Origin of the sequence: Longimicrobium sp., assembly GCF_036399255.1 — a bacterium.
Taxonomy (GTDB): Bacteria; Gemmatimonadota; Gemmatimonadetes; order Longimicrobiales; family Longimicrobiaceae; genus Longimicrobium.
Genome location: NZ_DASWNM010000134.1, coordinates 25,850 through 48,039 on the forward strand (window position 1 = coordinate 25,850; position 22,190 = coordinate 48,039).

At 71.6% G+C, this 22,190-nt stretch carries 17 protein-coding genes; 8 read left to right on the forward strand and 9 right to left on the reverse strand.

The features are described from left to right. Window positions 1-20 precede the first annotated feature (20 nt). The 6 genes from VGC13_RS23950 to VGC13_RS23975 form a co-directional block, all read right to left on the reverse strand. Window positions 21-680, reverse strand: coding sequence for a signal peptidase II (locus VGC13_RS23950; RefSeq protein ID WP_331127831.1), 660 nt, complete (start codon window positions 678-680; stop codon window positions 21-23). A 145-nt stretch (window positions 681-825) separates the two neighbouring features. Continuing rightward, window positions 826-2,649, reverse strand: a complete 1,824-nt coding sequence (locus VGC13_RS23955; RefSeq protein WP_331127832.1) for an SIR2 family protein — start codon at window positions 2,647-2,649, stop codon at window positions 826-828. Between the two features lie 101 nt (window positions 2,650-2,750). Beyond that, window positions 2,751-4,535: a putative bifunctional diguanylate cyclase/phosphodiesterase gene (locus VGC13_RS23960; protein ID WP_331127833.1), complete on the reverse strand. Its 1,785-nt coding sequence runs from the start codon at window positions 4,533-4,535 to the stop codon at window positions 2,751-2,753. A 187-nt stretch (window positions 4,536-4,722) separates the two neighbouring features. Beyond that, window positions 4,723-4,938: a hypothetical protein gene (locus VGC13_RS23965; RefSeq protein ID WP_331127834.1), complete on the reverse strand. Its 216-nt coding sequence runs from the start codon at window positions 4,936-4,938 to the stop codon at window positions 4,723-4,725. After that, window positions 4,931-5,527 carry a zeta toxin family protein gene (locus VGC13_RS23970; RefSeq protein ID WP_331127835.1) on the reverse strand — a complete coding sequence of 199 codons (597 nt, stop codon included), beginning with the start codon at window positions 5,525-5,527 and terminating at the stop codon, window positions 4,931-4,933. The genes VGC13_RS23965 and VGC13_RS23970 overlap by 8 nt, the downstream gene beginning before the upstream one ends. A 35-nt stretch (window positions 5,528-5,562) precedes the next feature. Further along, on the reverse strand, window positions 5,563-7,119 hold the full coding sequence (locus VGC13_RS23975) for a YifB family Mg chelatase-like AAA ATPase (RefSeq protein ID WP_331127836.1): 1,557 nt from the start codon (window positions 7,117-7,119) through the stop codon (window positions 5,563-5,565). Between the two features lie 450 nt (window positions 7,120-7,569). Here VGC13_RS23975 and VGC13_RS23980 point away from each other — a divergent pair, with 450 nt between their 5' ends. Beyond that, window positions 7,570-8,238: a DUF2182 domain-containing protein gene (locus VGC13_RS23980; RefSeq protein WP_331127837.1), complete on the forward strand. Its 669-nt coding sequence runs from the start codon at window positions 7,570-7,572 to the stop codon at window positions 8,236-8,238. A 223-nt stretch (window positions 8,239-8,461) separates the two neighbouring features. Further along, window positions 8,462-9,619 carry an aminotransferase class V-fold PLP-dependent enzyme gene (locus tag VGC13_RS23985; RefSeq protein ID WP_331127838.1) on the forward strand — a complete coding sequence of 386 codons (1,158 nt, stop codon included), beginning with the start codon at window positions 8,462-8,464 and terminating at the stop codon, window positions 9,617-9,619. Between the two features lie 106 nt (window positions 9,620-9,725). Here VGC13_RS23985 and VGC13_RS23990 read toward each other — a convergent pair whose 3' ends face one another. The 3 genes from VGC13_RS23990 to VGC13_RS24000 form a co-directional block, all read right to left on the reverse strand. Beyond that, window positions 9,726-10,307, reverse strand: a complete 582-nt coding sequence (locus VGC13_RS23990; protein ID WP_331127839.1) for a PIN domain-containing protein — start codon at window positions 10,305-10,307, stop codon at window positions 9,726-9,728. Next, window positions 10,307-10,795 carry a helix-turn-helix domain-containing protein gene (locus tag VGC13_RS23995; protein ID WP_331127840.1) on the reverse strand — a complete coding sequence of 163 codons (489 nt, stop codon included), beginning with the start codon at window positions 10,793-10,795 and terminating at the stop codon, window positions 10,307-10,309. Before VGC13_RS23995 ends, VGC13_RS23990 begins: the two co-directional genes overlap by 1 nt. A 254-nt stretch (window positions 10,796-11,049) precedes the next feature. Next, window positions 11,050-15,132: an ATP-binding protein gene (locus VGC13_RS24000; RefSeq protein ID WP_331127841.1), complete on the reverse strand. Its 4,083-nt coding sequence runs from the start codon at window positions 15,130-15,132 to the stop codon at window positions 11,050-11,052. 28 nt (window positions 15,133-15,160) lie between these two features. On the opposite strand from VGC13_RS24000, the gene VGC13_RS24005 reads away from it, so the two are divergent. The 6 genes from VGC13_RS24005 to VGC13_RS24030 all read left to right on the forward strand — a co-directional run bounded on the left by VGC13_RS24005 (window position 15,161) and on the right by VGC13_RS24030 (window position 22,186). Then, window positions 15,161-15,907 (forward strand): creatininase family protein, encoded by a 747-nt coding sequence (locus VGC13_RS24005; protein WP_331127842.1) that lies wholly within the window; start codon window positions 15,161-15,163, stop codon window positions 15,905-15,907. Window positions 15,908-16,453: 546 nt separating this feature from the next. Beyond that, complete coding sequence (locus VGC13_RS24010; RefSeq protein WP_331127843.1) at window positions 16,454-17,143, forward strand: hypothetical protein; 690 nt, start codon at window positions 16,454-16,456, stop codon at window positions 17,141-17,143. A 637-nt stretch (window positions 17,144-17,780) separates the two neighbouring features. Continuing rightward, a complete protein-coding gene (locus VGC13_RS24015) occupies window positions 17,781-18,488 on the forward strand; it encodes a YIP1 family protein (protein WP_331127844.1) in 708 nt (235 codons plus the stop codon). 83 nt (window positions 18,489-18,571) lie between these two features. After that, a complete protein-coding gene (locus tag VGC13_RS24020) occupies window positions 18,572-20,080 on the forward strand; it encodes a TolC family protein (RefSeq protein ID WP_331127845.1) in 1,509 nt (502 codons plus the stop codon). A 43-nt stretch (window positions 20,081-20,123) separates the two neighbouring features. Next, window positions 20,124-21,440, forward strand: coding sequence for an efflux RND transporter periplasmic adaptor subunit (locus tag VGC13_RS24025; protein ID WP_331127846.1), 1,317 nt, complete (start codon window positions 20,124-20,126; stop codon window positions 21,438-21,440). Beyond that, complete coding sequence (locus VGC13_RS24030; protein WP_331127847.1) at window positions 21,437-22,186, forward strand: ABC transporter ATP-binding protein; 750 nt, start codon at window positions 21,437-21,439, stop codon at window positions 22,184-22,186. Before VGC13_RS24025 ends, VGC13_RS24030 begins: the two co-directional genes overlap by 4 nt. Window positions 22,187-22,190 lie beyond the last annotated feature (4 nt).

A 22,190-nucleotide genomic window follows, 5' to 3' on the forward strand; every position in this document is an offset into this window, starting at 1 on the left:
CAGCCGTCCCCGGGTGCGGATCAGACCGCGCGCGGCTCCGGCCCGGAGGGGTGCATGGGCCGTGCGCGGCCGCGGCGGGCCCGGCCCATCATCTCGAACACGATCACCGGAATGGCGAGCGGGATGGAGAGGAACAGCGCGATGTCGGCCACGTTGCCGGGCGGCAGCCAGTAGTCGCCGTAGCGGATGGACAGGTAATCCGTGACGCCCCAGTGGATCAGCCGCTCGCCCAGGTTGCCCATCATCCCGCCGAGCACGAAGCCCACGAACACCCACGCCCAGCGCCGCTGGTTGCCGGGCAGCCGGTGCGCGCGCCCAACGATCTGCAGCAGCACCAGCAGCCCCAGAACGGCGGCGACGGCCGCCAGCACCTTGCGGCCGCCCAGGGGAAAGTTGGCCCACAGCCCCAGGATCATCGCCGGGTTGCGCACGTGCCACAGCGCCACGGCGCCGTCGATCACCGGGCGAAAGTGGCCGATGGGCATGGAGGCGATGATCGCGGCCTTGATGCCCCAGTCCAGGAGCGCGATCCCCAGCGCGATGATCAGCGACGGGCGCCAGCCGCGGATGGGCTCGTAGTCCGCCGCGCGCCGGCCGGGCGCGGCGCCGGGGCGGTGGTCCGTACGCCGCTGAGCCAGCAGGCGGCTGAAGATCTGCTGCAGACGGGAAGGGCTGGACACCACGGAATCCACGAGACAGGGTACGCGTGCGGTGGACGCAGTCGGTCCCCCGCACGGTTCCGCCGTTCAAGATGCGGGCCGATGCGGATCGGGCCGCGCTTTCCGGTCACACGGGTCCGCATCATCGCCCGTACCGCCAAGCTCATCACCCCTTGATTGGCGGCGCCGCTTTCCCGACGTTGCACGACCAGAAAAGCCGCACCGCGCCGAGGTACGCACGGACCCTGCGCGCACGGCGCCGACCGCTTGCATCCCCAACAACGCGGGCGAGCGCCGCCGACCGGCGGATGAAGGCATCCGCCTCGCGCAGCAAGGCCTGCCGATCGACATGGTCCACGTATCGAGCCCGCAGCACGCGGACGATGGCGAAATCCCGGTAGCTGCTGACGAAGCCTGCGAGATCGGCGAGTTCCGCGTAGAGGCCGAGAATCTCCCGTTCCAGCCCTGGATCAGGTGCGCCGCGGAGCAGTGCGTTCAGCAGCAACCGGAAACGCCAGGCCGTTGCGACCTGCCGCACGAAGAGCACGCCCCGCAACGGACGCCGGCCCAGCGCTTCCGCAACCCGCACCAACTGCTCTATCAAATCGACTTCAGCGGTACGTCGGGGTGGCTTCCAGGGAAGCGCCAGATACGGGGCGAGCAGCACCCGCCCATGTGTGGACATCGACGTGTACGGCTCCCACGTCAACTCCTTGGCGTCGCGCGCCACCCGCAGGATCTCGGCGGGGCTCATCGCCCGGGCGCGAGCGCTCAGCAGCCGCCCCCGCGCGTATGCGGAGCCGAGCGTCTCACTCTCGGCTCCCCCACCGAGCCGGTGGTGCTCAATCTCCTTGGCCGGCGCACCGCGCTCACGCCCCGCGATCGCCAGCAGATGATGGTAGCGTCGTGGATCGAACCCGGGATTGCTCGCTTCGGCACGCGCATAGGCATGGGGGTCGAGCACGTCCACGTTCAGGCCGAGCGCGTTTGCCACGGCGCAGGTCCGCACGGCTCTCTGCCCTTCCAGCGCCGCGGCCGCCAGCCGGCGGCGGAACGCCGCGGCCCAGTCGAAATCCGGTAGGCTGTGCCCCGGCGAAGCGATCCCCGCAAGACGGGCAATCAGCTTTCCCGTGTTCGCCGGCAGTAGCGCCGATCTGCCGAACGCCGTCCGTAGCGCGGAGAGGCTGGCCGGGGCAGCTGCGCCATCGTGCTGCACGAATACCAGTGCGGATGCCGGCCACGCACGCGGCGGTTGCTCCCTGAAGTACGGTGTTACATCAAAGGAATCGCTCACGCTGTACCCCACCATCAACAGCAGCCCGCCCGATTCGAGGCGTTCCTCCAGTGGCTGAAACGGCCTGGGAAGTCCTTCTTTGATGCGTGAGAGTGTCGCGCCCAGGTACTCCGGGTCGTTCGCCACCCCGTGAAAGTGCACGATCTCCCCTGCCCCGAACTCCGGACTCAGACGGAACCGGACCACGGAACCCGCCGAGTAGACGGCAAACGGCTCCGTACGCCCCGTCAGCCGCCGGACGGCCTCCTCGATGCAGAGATCGAAGTTTGAGGTAAACAAGGCCGCGCCCCGGAGCACGAGCGAAGCAAGGGCGACGTGGTTAGCGTTCGGCGGCGCCTCCGCGAAGGAGGTGAAGCCGGGCATGAACGCCAGGGCGGGCTCTACCGCGTCACGCTCCAGTTCGGCGAGCCCGCCGAGAACGCTTTCCAGCCGCGGTCGCCACGAAAACGGTTCCGCCCAATCGGGTTCCGAGCAGATTTCATTCGCCTGCTTCCACACCGCGAGAAGCTTTTCGCGGACTTCGGTGCCGCATGTCTCTTCGAGCGCGAAATCAGTCAGCGGAAAGCCGAGTGGCAGGGCCGCGGGCGGGTCGCGGGAGATTCCGGCTCCCGCCCATATGATCCACTTCTCGATCGGGTACTCTTCGACGAGAGATTCTCCGGAATGCGGCGTCGAAAACATGAAAGGCGTCGACATGAGGGGTCCGGCGCGATCGGTGGATTGCGGCTTGTTGCACCCGCAGAGGTTCAACACGGCCGCGGAACTCTACCTTGACCGCCGCAGTAGCTCACATCGGCTCACGGAACCGCCGGTGCGCCCAGGAAGGCCGCCGCGAACTCGTCCGGCGGCAGGGGCGGCGAGATCAGGTAGCCCTGCGCAAAGTCGCACCCCAGGGCGCGCAGGGCGGCCAGCTGCTCGCTGGTCTCCACCCCCTCGCCCACCACGCGCACGCCCAGGCTGCGGGCCAGCGACACGATGGTGCGCACGATCTCGGCGCCCTTGTGCGCGCCGGTGGTGCCGCCGTCCATCCCCGCCACGAACGAGCGGTCGATCTTCAGCGCGTCCAGGGGAAGCCGGTGCAGCGTGCTCAGGCTGCTGTACCCCGTGCCGAAGTCGTCCAGGTACACCTGCACCTCGCGCTTCTTCAGCGCGCGCAGCACCCCGGCCGCCGCGGCGGAATCCTCCACCAGCGAGCTTTCCGTCAGCTCCAGCTTGAGCGCCGCGGCGGGAAGGCCGTGCTCGCCCAGCGTGGCGGCCACCGCCTCAACCAGCCCCGGCTCCTTCAGCTGCCGGGGTGAAAGGTTCACGCTCACTTCCAGCGCCGCCGCGCCGGCCAGCGTGGCGCGCCACTCGGCCAGCTGCCGCGCCGCCTCGTTGAGCACCCACGCGCCCAGCGACGCGATGAGCCCCGTGTCTTCGGCCAGGGTGATGAAGCGGTCCGGCGGAACGCGGCCGTGTACCGGGTGCTCCCACCGCGCCAGCGCCTCCGCCGCGACCACGGCACCGTTCTCCAGCGACACGATGGGCTGAAAGAACAGCCGCAGCTCGCCGCGCGAGAGCGCCGCCCGCAGGTCCGTCTCCAGCCCCAGCCGCTCCAGCACGGCGCGGTGCATGGAGCGGTCGAAGACGGCGCAGCGCGTGCCCCCACCGGCCTTGGCGTAGTACATCGCCATGTCGGCGTTGCGCAGCAGCTCGTCGGACGAGATCGCCGTGCCGTCGGCCACCGCGATGCCCACCGTGGCGGTGGTGTACGTGCGGTAGCTGCCCAGCTCCAGCGGCGCGGCCAGCACCTCGCGCACCTGCGCCGCCACCTGCAGCGCCTGCTCGCGCCCGGCGCCGCGCAGCAGGATGATGAACTCGTCGCCGCCAAAGCGCGCCACCGTGTCGCCGGGGCGCGCGCAGGCGGCCAGCCGCAGCGCCACCTGCCGCAGCAGCTCGTCGCCCACGCCGTGGCCCAGCGAGTCGTTGACGTTCTTGAAGCGGTCCAGGTCCAGGAACAGCACCGCACAGGTGCCGCATCCCTCTCCCTCGTCGCCGCCGTCGAGCGCGGCGTGCATCCGCTCGGCCAGCAGCACGCGGTTGGGCAGTCCCGTCAGCGGGTCGTGCAGGGCCAGGTGGCGCAGCCGCTCTTCCAGCGCCTCGCGCTCTTCTTCGGCGCGGGTGCGGTGGGTCAGGTCGTCCACCATGATCACGCCAAAGCGCGGGCGCCCGTCGCCGTCGCGCACCACCGACGTGGTCAGCCGCACCGGCAGCTCGGTGCCGTCCGGGCGCAGGTAGCGCTTCTCGAGCTGGTAGCTGGAAAGCTCGCCGCTCACCAGGCGGCGAAACTGCAGCGCCTCGTGGGCGTGGTCGTCGGGGTGGTTGAGCGAGTGAAAGGGAATGCGCCGCAGCTCGTCCGCTCCCCGGCCGATGATGCGCTGGAACGCCGCGTTGGCGTCGATGAAGCGCCCTTCCATGTCCACCACCGCGATCCCCATCGCGGACCCTTCGAACACGGCGCGGAACCACTCCTCGCGCTGCTGCAGAGTGCGCAGCAGCTCGTCCGTGGAGTGGGGAGGCGCCAGCAGGGGCGGAATCGGCATCGTCAGCCCCGCGCGGCGTGCACGCGGAGCCGCCGAACGCTTCGGCCTGATCGGAACGGCGGATGCAACAAGAGCTCGCGCGACAGGGACCCGCACGGCGGACGCACTCGGCCCGCCGCAGCCGCGCGCCCCGGTTCAAGATGCGGGCCGAACGCGAATCTGGCGTCCCGGTGCGGCGTTCCGGTGTTCAGCCCGCCGCGCGGCGCTTCGGCGGCTCCGCCGGATCGTCGGGGAGCGGGATGTCGAAGGGGGACATGTGCAGAACCTCACCATTCTCCCACATCGCCATGGGCACGTTCGCGGCCCGGTGACGACGCACCGCGTCATGGAACGCGAGGTCCATCACCTTGTCGATGGCCTTTCCGTCACGCCACTTCTGCCGGAAGCCCTGTTCTTCACTCATCAGTCCCTCCCTCAGTCGATCGCAAAGCCGACTGCGCCTGAATTTCGCGCCACACACCCGCGTCGTAAACGTCTACCGCGCCATGGTCATCGCCCCGTGCGACGACGTCCCCGCCCGTGCCCCAGGCACCATGGACCGAATTGTACACTCTCCACTCGGTCACGAGGTGACGGTAGACGGCTTCGAAGTTGTACACGCTGCGCAGGTAGCGCCGCAGGATATCCTCCGAAGGAATGTGGTGCCCACCGGTGCGCACGCGGCCACTGACGCGGCTGACCGCAAGCCGCGCGCTCGGCAGCCAGAGATACAGCAAGTAACTCTCATAACCCGCTGCGTGCAACTGTTCAAGGGTCCGCCGCAGAGACAGCCCCGAGAGCGTGGTCTCCAGGGCAAAATCCGCACGAGCCGAGCGGAGCTCCGCGATCCGCGCGTGCATCAGCCGGCCCGCGCCGATCGCCGCGCGCTGCGGGTCATCGGCCAGCAGCTTTGCGATCGCATCCGCGTCCAGATAGACGTCGATCCCGAACTCCCGCAACAGCAGGGGAGCCGCCGTCGTCTTTCCCGCGCCGTTGATCCCGGCGATGATCACGACCCGTGGTCGTCTGCGCTCCATGATCCTCTCTTTCACGCGTGTACAGGTGCCGGCGCCGCGGAGGCGCGGTCCAGCGAGCGGTACTGGATGGCTTCGCTGACGTGCGCGGTGGTGATGTCGCCGCCGCCCTCCAGGTCCGCGATGGTGCGTCCGATCTTGATGACGCGGTGGTAGGCGCGCGCGGACAGCCCCAGCCGCGCGATGGCCGTGCGCAGCAGCGCGTCGCTTCCCTCGCTGACGCTGCAGAACTCCTTGAGGTCGCGCGGCGCCATGTGCGCGTTGGCGTGGATGTCGGCGCGCCCCTCGAAGCGCGCCCGCTGGATCTCGCGCGCCCGTGCCACCCGCTCGCGAATGGCGGAGGACGGCTCGCCCGCGCGCGTGTCGGCCAGGTCGCGGTAGCGCACGGCCGGCACCTCCACGTGCAGGTCGATGCGGTCCAGCAGCGGACCCGACACGCGCCCCAGGTACTTCTGCACCGCCAGGGGATTGCAGGTGCACCGGCGCTGCCCGTCTCCGTGGTATCCGCACGGACACGGGTTCATGGCCGCGACCAGCATGAACCGCGACGGATACGTCAGCGAGACGGCGGCGCGGCTCAGCGTCACGCGCCCGTCCTCGAGCGGCTGGCGCATCACCTCCAGCACGTTGCGGCGAAACTCCGCCAGCTCATCCAGGAACAGCACGCCGTTGTGCGCCAGCGACACCTCGCCCGGCCGCGGGTTGCTTCCGCCGCCAATGAGCCCGGCGTCGCTGATGGTGGTGTGCGGATTCCGGAACGGCCGGCCGATGATGAGCGACTTGCCGCCCATCAGCAGCCCGGCGACCGAGTGGATCTTGGTCGTCTCCAGCGCCTCCTCGAAGGTCAGCGGGGGCAGGATGCCGGGAAGCCGCTGCGCCAGCATGGTCTTGCCCGAGCCGGGCGGCCCCACCATCAGCACGTTGTGCGACCCCGCGGCGGCCACCTCCAGCGCCCGCTTGACGTGCTCCTGCCCCTTTACGTCCGCGAAGTCCGCGTCGTACTCGCAGGCGGTGCGAAAGAGCGCGTCGCGGTCCGCCGTGGCGCGCGGCAGGTCCGCCGAGCCTTCGATGAAGCGGATGACCTCCAGAAGCGTGTCCGCGGCGCGCACCTCCAGCCCCTCCACCACCGCGGCCTCGGCCACGTTGTCGCGCGGCAGCACCACGCCCGCGAGCCCCGCCGTCCGTGCCGTGATGGCGATGGGAAGCGCGCCGCGGATGGGCCGCAGCCCGCCGTCCAGCGCCAGCTCGCCCAGGAGCAGGTAGCGCCCCAGCCGGTCCTCGGAGCGCAGCTGCCCCGTCGCCGCCACGATTCCCATCGCGATCGGCAGGTCGAACCCGCTCCCCGATTTCGCGATGTCCGCGGGCGCCAGGTTCACGGTGATGCGCTTGGGCGGCACCAGGTACCCGCTGTTCTGCACGGCGGCGACAACGCGCTCGCGGCCTTCCTTTACCGCCCCCTGGGGCAGGCCCACGGTGAAGATCGCGGGAAGGCCGCTGGCCACGTCGGCCTCCACGGTGACCATGTACGCGTCGATGCCGAGCACCGCGCCGGCAAGGGCTCGTGCAAGCAAGGGAGTGCTCCGTTTTCGATGGGGATGACGGGCGCGAAAAACCGCCGCGCCACAACGGTAGCAGCAGCCGTTTGCTTCGTCAACTTGCCTGGTGGGGACTGGGATTAACGCATGCCAGCGCTGGCGCGGGAGGATCGGGACCGATGCGCCAGCTCCGACACGATCACTACCCGCCGCCCACACCAGAAGGGCCACCGCGCGGTTTCGATCGCACGCGGTCAAGGAGGGGGAAAATCGCTCCGCGGGGACCGTCTACACTCCGTACGCACCGCGATGCGTGCTGCATCCCCCGGTCTTTCATGCAGAGGAGCATTCATGCCCGAACTCCCCGCGGCAGAGCACTCGTCTCACCCGCACCTGATTCCACGAACGGCGAACGCGCGCATTTCCCGCATGCCACGTACGCTCCGCGGGCTCCGCCGGCTCGGCAGCCGCCATCCGGAGTGGTGGATGCTGCCGGCCGCCGCAGCCGCGTGGGTGCTCCTCGCCGCGCAGCCGCATCCGCAGCCTCATGCGCACGCAGGCCACGGGGCGGCTCACGGCGCGAGCGTGGACGCGTTCGGGCTGGCCGCGATGATCGTCGCGATGATGCTCCCCCTCGTCATCGCCGACGTGCGGAGCGTGGCGCGCTTCAGCCCGTGGCGGCGCCGCCACCGCGCCATCGCCGCGTTCGTAGCGGCGTACCTGGCCGTCTGGATGCTCGCGATGCTGGTGATCGATGCCGTGTGGAGGCTGGCGGCTTCGCGCGTGGAGTCGCCGACGGCAGCGGTGTGTGTAATGATCGTCGCGGGGCTTTGGGAGATCGGCCGATCCAATCGGCATGCCGCCTCGCATCCGCGCCCGACGACGCCCGCCACACGCGGGTGGCGAGGGGATGTGGAGTGTGTCCGCGCCGGCGCCATCACCGGCGGCAGGTGCGTGGTGGCGTGCTGGGCGCTGATGGCGGCATGTGTCGCGTTCGCCCACAGCCTGCCGGTGATGATCGGAATGTTCCTGGTGCAGCTGGGCGGGCGGTATCGGCAGTCTGCGCGCGCCGCCGTTCTGGCGCTGGTCCGTCGGCGCGAGGTTGGCACTCCACGCCTCGTGAACGGCGGGGCGGCGGCGCATCAGGAGGCCTGATATCAAATCCACAAAAAGACCTGCCTCACGCCAGAAAGAAGCAGAGGAGGCGGAGTGGTTTTCTCTGCGGCCTCTGCGTCCTCTGAGTGAGACTATTCTTTTGCCAGGGCCGGCATGCGCGGAGGCGCGTAGGCCGAAGCGGAATGGAATGCGACTCGCGGCGTGCGGTCCGGCACGCTCCTCTGCTGCGTCCACGCGAATCGATCCGCCCGCGACTCCGGCCATGCTCACCAGCCAGCGCCACCTGTTCTCGCTTCCCGAGGGCGAGCACTACCTGAACACCGCGTACCTCAGCCCGCTCGCGCGCCCGGTGGAAGAGGCGGGGATGGCGGCCCTCCTGCGCCGCCGCGATCCCACCCGCATCCGCCCGGTGGACTTCTTTACCGACGCCGACCGCGCCCGCGCGCTGTTCGCGCGGCTGGTCAACGCGCCGGAGCCGTCGCGCGTCGCGTTCATCCCCGCGGTGTCGTACGGCATCGCGACCGTGGCAAAGAACCTCGCGTTGCGGCGCGGGCAGAACGTGGTGGTGGCGCACGCGCAGTTCCCCAGCAACGTCTACAGCTGGCGCAGCCTCTGCGCTGATACCGGCGCGGAGCTGCGGGCCGTGGCCCCCACGCCGGGAAGCCCGCGCCGCGGCGAGGAGTGGAATGACCGGCTGCTGGAGGCGATCGATGCCGACACCGCGCTCGTGGCGCTGGGCAACGTGCACTGGGCGGACGGGACGCGCTTCGACCTGGAGCGGATCGGGGAGCGCGTGCGGCAGGTGGGGGCGATGTTCGTCATCGACGGCACGCAGTCCGTGGGCTCGATGCCGTTCGACGTGCAGCGCGTTCAGCCCGACGCCCTCATCTGCGCCACCTACAAGACGATGATGGGTCCGTACGGACTGGGCGTGGCGTGGTACGGCCCGCGCCTGGACGGTGGCCGGCCGCTGGAAGAGACGTGGCTGGGACGGCGGGGGAGCGAGAACTTCGCGGGGCTGGTGGATTACGAGGACGAATACCAGCCAGGCGCCGCGCGCTTCGACATGGGCGGCCGCAGCAGCTTCGTCTACATGCCCATGCTGATCGCCGCGCTCGAGATGCTGCTGGGGTGGGGCCCGGAGAACGTGCAGGCCTACTGCCGCGCGCTGATGGCGGACGCGGTGGACGAGGCGCGGCGGCTGGGCTACACCGTGGAGGACGAGGCGTGGCGCGGCTGGCACATGTTCGGCCTGCGCCTGCCGGATTCGGTGGACGCCGCGCGCCTGCAGGAGCTGCTGCGCGAGCGCCGCGTCACCGTCTCCGTCCGCGGCGACGCCGTGCGCGTGGCGCCGGGCGCCTACAGCGAGCCCGCGGACGTGGACGCGCTGCTCGACGCCCTCCGCGCCGCCGTGGCCTGACGGCGGCACCGGTCCCGCAACACCGAAGCGCCGCCGTAGCCTGACCGCGGCAGCCATCCCGCAGCACCGAAGCGCCCCGTCCGGACCCGCGGACGAGGGCGCTTCCTCATGCGGCCATCATCGCCGCGAATCCCGCCATGGCCAGCCGGCGCACCGTTCGAGGCAGGCCTGCGTGCACCCGGAGCGACTCCAGGTACTCCTGCGCGGAAAGCGGTGCGCGGCGAAGCGACAGCCGGTGCCGCTCCGCCGCGCAGAGCACCGCCGGCCCGTTCCGTCGCCACAGGCGCACGATGAACTCGTCCGGATCCACCGGCCGGATGCCGCGCGGGCGCAGCACGTCGCCCGGAAAGTGCCGCAGGTTGCGCGTGACGATGAAGTCCGCCTCCTGGTGCACCGCCAGCGCGACCACGTGGCGGTCGCCCTCGTCGGGCAGCACCAGCCCGTCCGCCGCACCCTCGAACCCCGCGCCCCAGGCTTCCGGAAACGCGCCGCGCATCTGCCCCACCAGGTGCGCGCACTGCTCCTCGGTAAGCCCGGCGCTCGCGCGCAGGTTGCGCACGCATTCGTCCACGATCTGCTCCGACCACAGCGGATCGAACAGCCCGTCCACCGCCAGGTGAAGCAGCAGGTTGCGCAGCTGGAACGGATACAGGACGTTCGCGTCCAGCACCGCGGCCGCGGCCCGCATCAGTAGCCCAGGCCCAGCCGGTCCGTGTAGTCGGCCATCTCCTCGAGGGCGCGCAGCTTTTCGGCGCGCGAGGGTGCCGCGCCGCCGCGCCGGGTGCTCATCTTGTAGGCGAGCAGCCCCACGATGGGCACGCGCCGGTGCGTCCCCACCATGCGGTAGGGGATGAGCCCCTTTTCGAGCAGATCGATGAGCGTGGGGCGCGACATGCCCAGGATGCGCGCGGCCTTGCTGGTGGTCACTTCTTCCTCCCCGTCCGCGATGGTGTGAACCGCGACCGTGTGCCCCTGCGCCAGGTCATCGAGAATTCGGACGAGCATGTCGGCCAGGGGGCGCGAAAGCTCTACCTGCTCGATGCGCACCGTGCCCGCCCCCTCGTGGGGCTCCGGCGCCTGCTGCACCGCCTCGGCGACGAGATCACGGGCCCGCAGCGCCGCCTGCGAAAGCCGCGCGTCGGGTTCAAGGACGCCGATGGGTTGTGCAACTGCCATGGGAACACTGATCCGGTTGAGCTGCCTGCACACCAAAGCTAATCACCATCCGCAGTCTTCGCAACATCCGCAGCAAACGCAAACCTCTCCCTTCGCCACGAACCCTCCCATCCAATCTACCATCCGGTACGCACGTGGCTCCAGGCGAGCGCCCCCGTCCAGCCATCGACGAACACCCCCCTTCACCCCTTCACCCCTTCACCCCTTCACCCCTTCACCCCTTCACCCCTTCACCCCTTCACCCCTTCACCCCTTCACCCCTTCACCCCTTCACCCTCCGCCACCCGCAGCCGCAGGTGCACCGTCGTCCCCTCGCCCACGACGGAATCCACCGTCACCTCCCCGCCCCACGACTCCACCAGCCGCTTGACGATGGCCAGCCCCAGCCCCGTCCCGCTGCTTCGCGTGGAGAACTGCGGCTCGAAGATGCGGGGGAGCGACTCCGGCGAGATCCCCTCGCCCGTATCGGCCACGTCCACGTGCACCCACTGGCCCCCGCCCGCCGGCGCCGCCGCGATCCGCACCCGCCCGCCGCCGTCCAGCGCACCGCGCGCGTTCTCCAGCACGTTCACCAGCACCTCCTTGAGTTCGCCGGAGCGGGCCAGCACGCGCGGCAGCTCCGGATCGACCTCCAGCGCGTAGTCGATGCCGTCGTGGCCGCCGCGGTACAGCGCCAGCGTCTCGTCGGCCACGCGCCGCACGTCCACCGGCTCCGCGGGGGCGCCCTCCTCCGCCGGCGCGCCGAAGCGGGCAAAGGCGCGGCTGATCTCGCCCAGGTGGTCGATCTCCTGGAGAATGCTGGCCACGTTGCGGTCCAGGATGGTGCCGAAGTCGTCGCGCCCGTCCTTGTAGGCGCGGCGCAGGTGCTGCACCGCCAGCTTGATGGGTGTCAGCGGGTTCTTGATCTCGTGCGCCACCTGCCGCGCCATCTCACCCCAGGCCAGCACGCGGGCGCTGGTGATCTCGCGCGTCACGTCCTCCACCACCAGCACCGCGCCGCGCGGCCCGTCCGTGTGCAGGCTGCGCATCCGCAGGCGGATGGTGCGCCCGTCCACCTCGCGCTCGTCCACCCGCTCGCGCGCGCCCGAGGCAAGGAAGTCGCGTAGCGTGGCGGCCACCATCGCGGGCACCGGCTGGTCCTCGGGGATGCGCGACCCCACCGGCACCTCCGCGCCCAGGATCTGCCCCGCGCGGGGGTTGATGAGCTGCACCCGGCCGGAGGCGTCCAGCGCCAGCACGCCCGTCCCCGCCTCGGAGACGATGGCCTCCGTGCGCCGCGTCTCGCTGACCAGCGCGCTGCGTGCCTGGCGCAGGCTGCGCACCATGCGGTTGAACGAGCGGTACACGCGCCCGAACTCGTCGCGCCGGCCGCCGGGCAGGCGCACCGACAGGTCGCCCGCGCCCACCGCGCTCGCCGCGCCCGAAAGCGCCTCGATGGGCCGCGACAGCGCGCGTCCAACGAGGAGGGAGAGGACCACGGACAGCGCCGCGCCGAAGAGCCCCGCCAGCGCCACCACGTCCGCCAGCTCCTGCTGCCGCCGCGCGATCTCGCCCGTGGCCAGCGGCGTGGGCGAGGCCAGCACCTGCCGGTCGCCGAAGCGGCGGTACGCCACCAGGTACTCGTGGTTGGCCAGCTCGCGGTTCTCCGCCCGCTCCACCGCTTCGCCCACCGCGAAGTCCAGAAAGACGGGCGGCGAGAGCCAGGCGTGGTACAGCCCCAGGTCGATCACCTCCGGCGCCGCCGCCTGCGAGAGAACGCCGTCGCGGTACAGCAGCAGGTCCGCCCCTACGTGCCGCGCCAGCTCGCCCAGGGGCTGGCCGTGCGCCTCGGACTCCGCCTGCGTCAGCGCGCGGTCCGCCAGCGCCGCCGCCGTGCGCTCCACCTCGCGCGACAGCGCGCGGTACGCCGTGGCGCCGAACCCCGCCATCGGCAGCAGAAAGAAGACGAACAGCGCCGCCGTCAGCCGGCCGCGAAAGGTGAACAGCCACCCCCACTGCGCCCGCTCCATCCCCAGCGGCTCGCCGCACAGCGTGCGCGCCAGCGCCCACAGCGCCGCGGCCAGCCCCACCACCATCACCAGCGCCAGCAGCCCGCGCGCGATCAGGATGAGGCGCGAGGGCGTGGGCACCGTCATGTGCGCGTGCATCTGCGCGCCGGGAAAGGCCACGCCGATCTCGCTGCGCCACCCGTCCTCCGTCCGCAGCCAGCGCATGTCCCGGCCGGGCGGCGGCGCGTGCGTCATCGCGGGAACCAGCGACAGCGTCGCCGCGCCCACGCCGCTGTCCGCCGGCTTCTCCGGGTCCAGGAAGCGCGCCAGCGAGGTGGAGCGCCCCAGGTACGCGCGCGGCGGCACCGCCACCGACACGCTCTGCCCCGCCGTCAGCGGAACCACCAGCAGGTAGTGCAGGCCGGGCACGTTGGTCACCCGCTCCAGCCGCGGCTCCTCGGCCCCGCGCGCCGCCTCCAGCAGCTGCGCCACCCGCTCTGCCGGCACCGCCGCGTCCGCCAGCCGCAGCTCCGTCCGCGGCGCGCCGTCCTGCCACAGCGTCACCCGTCCCTCGTATCCCTCCCGCGCCAGCCCCGCCTCCACCCAGGCCTGGTAGAGCAGGCTCACCCCCTGCCGCCCCTCCGCGTCCAGCCGCAGCACCTCTTCGCTGAACTGGCGAAGGAGAAAGTCCAGGAACGGGTCCGCCTGCGTCCCCAGCCGCGCGATCTCGCGCTCCGAGACGCGCAGCCGCTCGTTCAGGTGCATCGTCCACAGGGTGGAGAGCGCCAGCGTCGCCGCGATCCATCCCGCGCAGGCCCACGGGAGCAGCGCGCCCCGCCGCACCTCCGAGCGCGGCACGCCCAGCGAGGCGATGGCGAACGGAACCGCCCACAGCGCCGCCGCCCACACCGGCACCTCGCGCCCCGGCCGCCACCACGCCGCCACCAGCGCAAAGCCCATCAGCGCCGCCAGGAAGAGCGCCGCGACCACGTGCTCCACCCGCACCCGCCGCCCCTCACCGCCGTGCCCGATGAGCACGAAGAGGGGAATGGCCCCCAGCAGCGCCAGCGCCACCACCAGCGGCGCCCCGCCGGCCGGCTGGTCCGCCAGCACCCCCGCCGCCACCGAGGCGCGCACCAGCGCCACCGCCCCCGGCAGCGCCGCGCCGGCCAGCGCGACGCGCAGGGCCAGCGGCAGCCGGTCCGCCGCTTTGGCGGGCTGCAGCCGCGCCAGCAGCCACGCCGCCGCGCCCATCAGCACCAGCAGCAGCTGGCCCAGCGTCACGTCTCCCGGCGCGGGGAGGACGAAGCGGATGGGGGCGAAGGCGCTGGCCGCCCCCGCCATCCCCCGCAGCACCTCGCCCAGGGGAATCAGGACGAGAGAGAGCGTCAGCGCCGCGATGGGAATGCCCGGCGGGCGCGATCCCCCGCGGTACCAGGCAACCGCCAGCAGCAGTGCCGCGAACAGCCATGCCGCCCCCACCTCCCAGCGTCCGTGGCGCGACACGCGGTCGCGCCAGCGGTCCTGCGTAAGCGCCTCGAAGACGCCGCTGAGGATGGTGTCGTTCTCCGTGGTCCAGTCCCAGATCCCCTCGCCCTGGGCCAGCTCCGGCGTGGTGAAGTGCGGCATCACCCCGTGGCGGCGGGCAAAGCGGTCCGCGTACGGCTCCGCCCCCTCCCCCACCTCCACGTGCGCGTCCAGCAGCGTGGCCGCCACCGCCACGTTGCCGCTCTGCAGCCGCTCCGCGAAGTACACGTAGCCAAAGAGCGGGCCGGACGAGAAGAACGACTCCACCAGCCCCCGGCGCACCGAGTCCGGCACCGTCCCCCGGTGCTCGCCCGCCCACACCAGGGGCGATCCGTCCGCGCGGTACACCGCCAGCGCCGTCGTCTCCGTGCGCCGTCTCACCTCCTCCAGCCGGGCGAACAATTCCGCGTTCACCCGCGTGCGGGGGCCCACCAGGTCCGCCGCGCCCAGCACCGCGCGCCCGCCGCGGTCGAACAGGCGGTCCAGGTCCTCGTGCACCCGCGCGCCGGCGACGGTGTCCACCGCAAAGCGCACGTCGCCCCACTCCGCGGCCACGCGCCACAGGCGCAGCTGCGTGCGCGCCGCCAGCCCCACCGCCAGGGCCAGCGCCAGCGCGCCCGCGATGCGCCAGGGCACGCGGACCGAGCGCGCCAGCACCGCCCACGCCGCCGCGCAGGCGGCGGCCGCGGGAAGCCAGGCGGGGGTCAGCCGCTGCAGCCAGGCCGCAAGAAACAGCACCGCCAGCCACCCCGCCGCCCACCCCGCCGCGTCGCCGATGCGGCGGGCCGGGCGCGGCGGCGCGGACGGTGCGGCTTGCGCCACCGTCGTGTCATCCGCTAGCGTCGTTTCCGTGTCTACCAAGCCCATGCGCTCCTACGCCATCTCCGACCTGCCGTGGACGGACGTCGCCGCCCACCTCAAGCACGACCGCCGGCTCATCGTCCCGGTGGGCGCGTGCGACCAGTCGGGTCCGCACCTGCCCGTGGGCGCCGGCACCTGCGTGGCCGAGGCGCTGGCGCGCGACCTTTCGCTGGAGTTCGGCGTGCTGCGCGCCCCCACCTTTCACTACGGCGTCAACCTGCCGGGTGAAGAGGCGTACGCCGGCACCGCCGCCCTGCGCGCCAAGACCCTGCACCGCGCGCTCAACGAGCTGCTGGCCGTGTGGGCGTCGCAGGGGTTCTGCGAGTTCATCGCCATCACCGCCAACGCGCACGTGCCCCACGCCGAGGCCATCGCCACCCTGCGCGCCATGGACGCCCGCGTCCGCGTGGTCGAGGCGCTCAGCGTGGACCTGGGCGCCCTGCTGGAGGGGAGCACGCGCCAGGAGCACGCCGGCGAGGCGCTCACCTCGCTGCTGCTGCACCTGCGGCCGGACGCGGTGCTCATGGATCGGGTGCAGGAACCCACGGTGGACCCCAGAAAGGTCGGAAAGTTCAGCATCGGGCGGCTGCGGCGCATTCCCCCCGCCACCCGCGGGATCCTGGGCGACGCCGCGCTGGCCTCCGCCGAGAAGGGGCGGCTCATCTACGAGCACATCCTGCAGAAGATCCGCCTCAAGGTATTCATCGCCCCGCCTCCCGACGAGGACGACGAGTAGGCGTTTTCCGAGAGATCTTCGTAACTGCTTACGGATGAACCGCCTGGGGTGGGCGTGTCCCTCCGCTGCGCTCCGGGCCGGGCTGCGCGCGCCGTAGGCAACGATACCACTGTTGCCAACGGCGCCGAGCCCCCGGCGCGCCAGGAATCCCGCGCGAGATCCTCCGGTTCCGTGCATGGCGCGCCGGGTTCTCGGCCCTGCGGGCGCGCATCCCTCACGCGGGCCCCTCCCCGCTCGTTCCTCGCGGAGAGGGGAGAATTCGATCCCGATCCGCCCGCATCCTGCCAGCCGCCTTCCCAACCCTCCACATGGCAGGCACCTGCCCGCACCACGGAGCCGCCAGTCCGCGAAGGCGGCCTTCGTGTGGTCGTTGCAGCGAATTCATTCGCCCTTGCCCGCCGTGCTGCCCTACACCCAACACCTTTCCTCCCAGCACCTTACCCCCGCCCCGCGATCCCCCGTCCGAAACCCCTGCCGGCCCACGGGGTACGGAGCGTGCGGACCGACGCCGGCCGTGACGGGCGGCGCACATCCAACGAGGAACCGATGAAGATCAGCAAGCGCGTTCTCTACGCTTTCGCCCTCCTGGGCCTTCCGCTCGCGGTGCCGGTGCAGTCGGCGGCGCAGGCGGCGGACTCCGGCACGTTCGTGGTCTACGTCGAAGACCGCAACGTGGGAACCGAAGCGTTCCTCACCTCGCAGGTAGGCAGCGACTTCGTGGCCACCGGCCGCGTGCGGCTGCGGCTGCCCGAGGGCACGCTGGAGCTGGACCCCGTGCTCACCACCCGCGGCGTGGGCACCGATCCCGTCAGCTACCAGGTGGACGTGGGCGGCAGCTCGCCCAGCCGCGTGGTGGGCACCGTGGGCAGCGGCCGGTTCAGCGCCAAGATCGTCACCGGCTCCGGCGAGCAGCTGCGCGAATACGTGGCCAGCTCCGGCGCGGTGGTGCTGGACCAGGGCGTGGCGCACCACTACCAGTTCCTGGCGCAGCGGACGCACCAGGGCCGCGTCCCCGTCATCGTCCCCCGCGAAAACCGGCAGGTGATGGCCACCGTCACCAGCCGCGGCGAAGAGACGGTGCAGATCGGCGGCGTGTCGGCCACGGCGCACCACCTGGTGGTGCAGCCCGCCGGCGGCGACGAGCACCACGTGTGGGTGGACGACCTGAACCGTGTGATCCGCGTGGAGGTTCCCGCCCGCGCCTGGCGCGCCGAGCGCACCCGCATGCCCCGCTGACCCACGCACGGCACGCAATCGACGGACGAGCGGGGGAGGGCCACGGCGGCCTTCCCCCGCTCTCGTTTGGGGGATGAGTCGCGATCCGCGAAATCCACGACGGTCCAAAAGGCATCGAACGGCGCCGGCGGGGTGCCCCTCCCCCGGCCCCTCCCCGTTCGTTCCTCACGGAGAGGGGAGAATTCGATCCCGATCCTCCGGCATCCTGCTGGCCCCACCACAAAACCCTCCACGTGGCAGGCACCTGCCCGAACCCCGGAGCCGCCAGTCCGCGAAGGCAGCCTTCGTGTGGTTGTTGCAGCGAATTCATTCGCCCTTGCCGAGCCCTGCCCCAACATCAACATCAACCTCCCCCGGCAGTTTCGGGGGAGGTGGGCGAGTCATGCGAGCCCGGAGGGGGCGCCGCGGGTCGCGACACACTCGCCGCCATCCCGCATCATCCATCCACGCGCCCCCGTCCGAACACCCGCGCCCCCATTCTCCTCCCATCCTCGCCGCCCCTGCCCCGATCCTGAGCTGCTGTGCAACTTCGGCGGCCAACGTCCCGTAGCGATGCGCGCTGGACGGATCGTCGCGCTTACCCGAAAGGCGCGGGCCGATTATCTTTGACGCTTCCTACCTGCTCGGAGACCCTCCCATGTCCGACACCATCGTCTTCGCCGATTCCTCCGCCCCCCAGGCGCAGGAGCCCCATGCCGGATCGTTTCCCCGGCGCGTGATCGACACGTTCTTTTCACCCGTGGCGCTGTTCAGCCGCTTTGGCGCGCGTCCGCCCTGGGTGGACGTGATGGTGCTTTCGGTAGTGCTGGGCGCCATCGCGTTCGCCCTGGTGCCGATGGAGGTGTGGGTCGCCACCATGGAAGAGGCCATGCGCGCCCAGCCCGACGCGCCGCCGATGGACGCAGAGGCCATGGCCGGCGTGCAGCGCATGGTGGGGCTGGCGGGCGCGGTGATCTTTCCCTGGATCGTGACGGCCGTGGTGGCCGGGCTGCTGGTGCTGGTCTTTTCCGTGGCCCTGGGCGGCCGCGCCACCTTTCGCCAGTACCTCTCGGTGGTGGCGCACGTGAACCTGGTCGGCGCGGTGGGACAGCTGGTCGCGCTCCCCATCATGATCCAGAAGGGGGTCATGAGCAGCGGCATCACGCTGGGCGCCCTGGCGGTCGGCATGGACCCCGAGTCGCCCGTCCACCAGTTCCTGAGCACCTTCAACGTCTTCGTGGTCTGGCAGCTGGTGCTGGTGGCGCTGGCCGTCTCCACGCTGAACCGCAAGATCGGCACGGGCACCGCGCTGGCCGTGATGCTGGGGCTGAACGTGCTGGTCGCGCTGTTGCGCGCGGTGGTCTGAAACCTATCCCCGGGCGTGCCGTAGTGGGCCTTGCGGCCCACCGGCCGCCCTCTCGCTGTACCCGAATCATCAAAGAACGTCCGATGTCGACTCAACGCCTTGCCCGCGCCGCGGGCCTTTCGCTGCTGGCCGCGCTCGCGGCCGCGCCCCTGGCCGCGCAGCAGCCCGCCGCCGCCCCCGCCGGTCCCGGGCTCAGCCTGGAAGAGGCCGTGGCCGCCGCGCGCCAGAACAACCCCGACATGCAGGCGCAGCGCAACGACACGCGCGGCACCCGGGCGGCCATGCGCGCCGCCCGGGCCGACTTCCTTCCCTCGGCCAACGCCAGCGCGGGGTTCGGCTACACCGCCTCGGGCGTGCAGCGCTTCGGCAGCGAGGTGTTCGGCGAGCGGCCCCAGTACTACTCGTCCAACTGGAACCTGGGGCTGAGCTACGACCTGAGCGGCGCCAAGCTGCTGCAGCCCCGCTTGGCGCGCTCGCAGCACCAGGCCACGGAAAGCCGCATCGCCGGCTACGAGGCCGACCTGGTGATGCAGGTGCAGCAGCAGTACATCACCGTGCTGCAGGCCGGCGAGCAGGCCGCGCAGGCGGCGCGCGAGGTGGAGCGCACCCGCGAGCACGAGCGGCTGGCCAACGCCAAGCTCGAGGTGGGCAGCGGCACCCCGCTGGACGTGCGCCGCGCCGAGGTGGAGCGCGGCCGCGCCGAAGTGACCGTCGTACAGCAGCAGAACACCTACGCGACGGAGCTGCTGCGCCTGGGGCTGCTGATGGGCGTGGACCTTCCCGTGGAGACGCGGCTGGAAAGCACCTTCGAGCTCTTCGAGCCCACCTGGGCGGCCGAGGACCTGGTGCGCTCCGCGCTGGAGAACAACCCCGGCGTGCTGGCCGCCCGCGCCAGCACCGGCGCCGCACAGACGCAGGTGCGCGCCGCCCGCTCGGCCTACCTTCCCAGCCTGAGCTTCCAGGTGGGGATGGTGGGCTCGGTGTACAGCGCCGGCAACATCGACCCCCTGGTCCAGCAGCAGCTGGGGGGAATGCAGGGCGCCTTCGCCAGCTGCAACGAGAGCAACACCGTCCGCGCCGCGCTGGGGCTGTCGACCGCCAACTGCGCGCAGTTCGACGTCAACGACCCCGTGGTCCGCGAGCAGGTGCGCCGGCAGGTGGAGGCGGGGAACCCCAGCTTTCCCTTTGGCTACGAGCGCCAGCCGCTGCAGGCCAGCATGAGCATCTCGCTTCCCCTGTTCGACGGGCTGAGCCGCGAGCGCCGCATCGAAGAGGCGCGCGTGCAGGAAAGCGACGCCCGGCTGGCCGTGCAGGCCCAGGAGCAGCGCCTGACCCGCGACGTGCGCACCGGGCTGCTGAACGCCCAGACCGCGTACCGCACCGCCCAGCTGCAGCGCCAGGTGGCCGAGAACGCCGCCGAGGAGCTGCGGATGGCGCGCGAGCGCTTTCGGCTGGGCGCCGCCAACAGCATCGAGGTGACCGACGCGCAGACCCGCCTGGCCGAGGCCGAGCGCGCCGTGATCGACGCCGTGTACACGTACCACAAGTCGCTGGCCGCGCTCGAGGCGCTGGCCGGCCGCTCCCTTCGCTAGATCCATCGCACGGGCCCCCACCCGAGAAGAGGACGATACATCCATGTCGACGAAGAAAAAGGCGCTGATCATCGCCGGCGTCGTGGCGGCGGTGAGCGTGCTGGGCGCGCTGACCCTGCGCGGCGGCGGTGAGAAGGGCGCCGAGGTGAGCACCGAGGCCGTGGCCCGCCGCACCCTGGTGGAGGTGGTGACGGCCAGCGGAAAGATCGAGCCCAAGCGCAAGGTCGACATCAGCGCCGACATCAGCGGGCGCGTGGTGCAGGTGGCCGTGGAAGAGGGACAGTGGGTGGACGCGGGCGCGCTGCTCCTTCGCATCGACCCCACCCAGTTCGTGGCCGCCACCCGCCGCGCCGAGGCCGCCGTGTCGCAGGCCCGCGCCCGCGAGGCGCAGAGCCGCGCGCAGCTCACCAAGGCCCAGGCCGACGCCCGCCGCGCCGAGCAGCTGATGCAGACCAACGAGCTGGTGAGCGCCGCCGACGTGGAGAACGCCCGCACCACCGCCCAGGTGGCCGAGCAGGAGCTGCAGGCCGCCCGCTTCGCCGTGACCCAGGCGCAGGCCGCGCTCAGCGAGTCGCGCGACCAGCTGAGCAAGACGACCATCGTGGCGCCCATGAGCGGCCGCGTGACCCGGCTGAACATCGAGCAGGGCGAGACGGCGGTGGTGGGAACGATGAACAACCCCGGCTCCCTGCTCCTCACCATCGCCGACCTGTCGGTGATGGAGGCCAAGGTCGAGGTCGACGAGACCGACATCCCCGGCCTGACCGTGGGCGACAGCGCCGCCGTCAAGGTGGACGCCTTTCCCGGCCAGGTCTTTCCGGGCCGGGTGACGGCCATCGGCAACAGCTCCATCCAGCTGGCCTCCGGCCAGTCGGCCGACCAGCAGTCGGTGGACTACGAGGTGGTCATCACCCTCGACAATCCCCCCGCCGAGCTGCGCCCGGACCTGAGCGCCACCGCCGAGATCGTCACCGAGACGCGCGCCAACGCGCTCAGCGTCCCCATCCTGGCCCTGACCGTCCGCGACGCCCAGGGGAAGAAGTTCCGGGTGGAGGACGCGGACGAGAAGGAGGACGGCGCCCCCGCCGCGCCCGCCCGCGAGGACGAGGAAGAGATCGAGGGCGTGTTCGTGGTGCGCGAAGGCAAGGCCCGGTGGGTGCCGGTGCGGATCGGCATCGCGGGCGACCGCTACTTCGAGGTGGTGAGCGGGCTGCGCGGCGGCGAGACGGTGGTCAGCGGCAGCTACGCCGCCGTGCGCGAGCTGGAGGACGAGGACGCCGTGCAGGTGCCCGCCGAAACGGAGAAGGACAAGGCGGGCGAGAAGGGGAAGGCCGCCGCCGGCGAGCGGAGGAAGGGATGAGCGCCACGGCCCTGATCCACACCCGCGGGCTCGAGAAGCACTACGACTTGGGCGCCGAGACGGTGCGCGCGCTGCGCGGGGTGGACCTGGAGATCCACCGCAACGAGTACGTGGCCATCATGGGCCCGTCCGGCAGCGGCAAGAGCACCTTCATGAACCTCATCGGCTGCCTGGACACGCCCACCTCGGGCGAGTACGTGCTGAACGGCCACCCGGTGGCGGGGATGGACGAGGACGAGCTGGCCCGCGTGCGCAACAAGGAGATCGGCTTCGTCTTCCAGACCTTCAACCTGCTGGCGCGGAGCACGGCGCTGGAGAACGTGGAGCTGCCGCTGGTCTACGGCGGGCTGGGCAAGCGCGAGCGGCGCGAGCGGGCCACCGAGGCGCTGCGCCACGTGGGGCTGGCCGACCGCATGGACCACCGCCCCAACCAGCTTTCCGGCGGCCAGCGCCAGCGCGTGGCCATTGCCCGGGCGCTGGTCACCCGGCCCAGCATCATCCTGGCCGACGAGCCCACGGGCAACCTGGACTCGCAGACCTCGGAAGAGATCATGGGCCTGTTCGCCCGGCTGCACGCCGAGGGGCAGACCATCATCATGGTGACGCACGAGCCCGACATCGCCGCGCACGCCGAGCGCGTGGTGACGCTGAGGGACGGAAAGATCGCGGACGACCGGCGGCAGCAGCCCACCGCGGCGGGGACGGAGTGGGGAACGCACGCCCCCGCCGTCGCCGCGGAGGTGTGACGCC

Excerpts from the sequence above, each read along its gene's own strand:
- VGC13_RS24015 (WP_331127844.1), top strand. The coding sequence starts at position 17,781 with ATGTCCGACACCATCGTCTTCGCCGATTCCTCCGCCCCCCAGGCGCAG.
- VGC13_RS23965 (WP_331127834.1), bottom strand. The coding sequence starts at position 4,938 with ATGAGTGAAGAACAGGGCTTCCGGCAGAAGTGGCGTGACGGAAAGGCC.
- VGC13_RS23990 (WP_331127839.1), bottom strand. The coding sequence starts at position 10,307 with ATGCGGGCCGCGGCCGCGGTGCTGGACGCGAACGTCCTGTATCCGTTC.
- VGC13_RS23955 (WP_331127832.1), bottom strand. The coding sequence starts at position 2,649 with ATGTCGACGCCTTTCATGTTTTCGACGCCGCATTCCGGAGAATCTCTC.
- VGC13_RS23960 (WP_331127833.1), bottom strand. The coding sequence starts at position 4,535 with ATGCCGATTCCGCCCCTGCTGGCGCCTCCCCACTCCACGGACGAGCTG.
- VGC13_RS23995 (WP_331127840.1), bottom strand. The coding sequence starts at position 10,795 with ATGGCAGTTGCACAACCCATCGGCGTCCTTGAACCCGACGCGCGGCTT.
- VGC13_RS24020 (WP_331127845.1), top strand. The coding sequence starts at position 18,572 with ATGTCGACTCAACGCCTTGCCCGCGCCGCGGGCCTTTCGCTGCTGGCC.
- VGC13_RS23985 (WP_331127838.1), top strand. The coding sequence starts at position 8,462 with ATGCTCACCAGCCAGCGCCACCTGTTCTCGCTTCCCGAGGGCGAGCAC.
- VGC13_RS23980 (WP_331127837.1), top strand. The coding sequence starts at position 7,570 with ATGCTGCCGGCCGCCGCAGCCGCGTGGGTGCTCCTCGCCGCGCAGCCG.
- VGC13_RS24010 (WP_331127843.1), top strand. The coding sequence starts at position 16,454 with ATGAAGATCAGCAAGCGCGTTCTCTACGCTTTCGCCCTCCTGGGCCTT.
- VGC13_RS24030 (WP_331127847.1), top strand. The coding sequence starts at position 21,437 with ATGAGCGCCACGGCCCTGATCCACACCCGCGGGCTCGAGAAGCACTAC.
- VGC13_RS24025 (WP_331127846.1), top strand. The coding sequence starts at position 20,124 with ATGTCGACGAAGAAAAAGGCGCTGATCATCGCCGGCGTCGTGGCGGCG.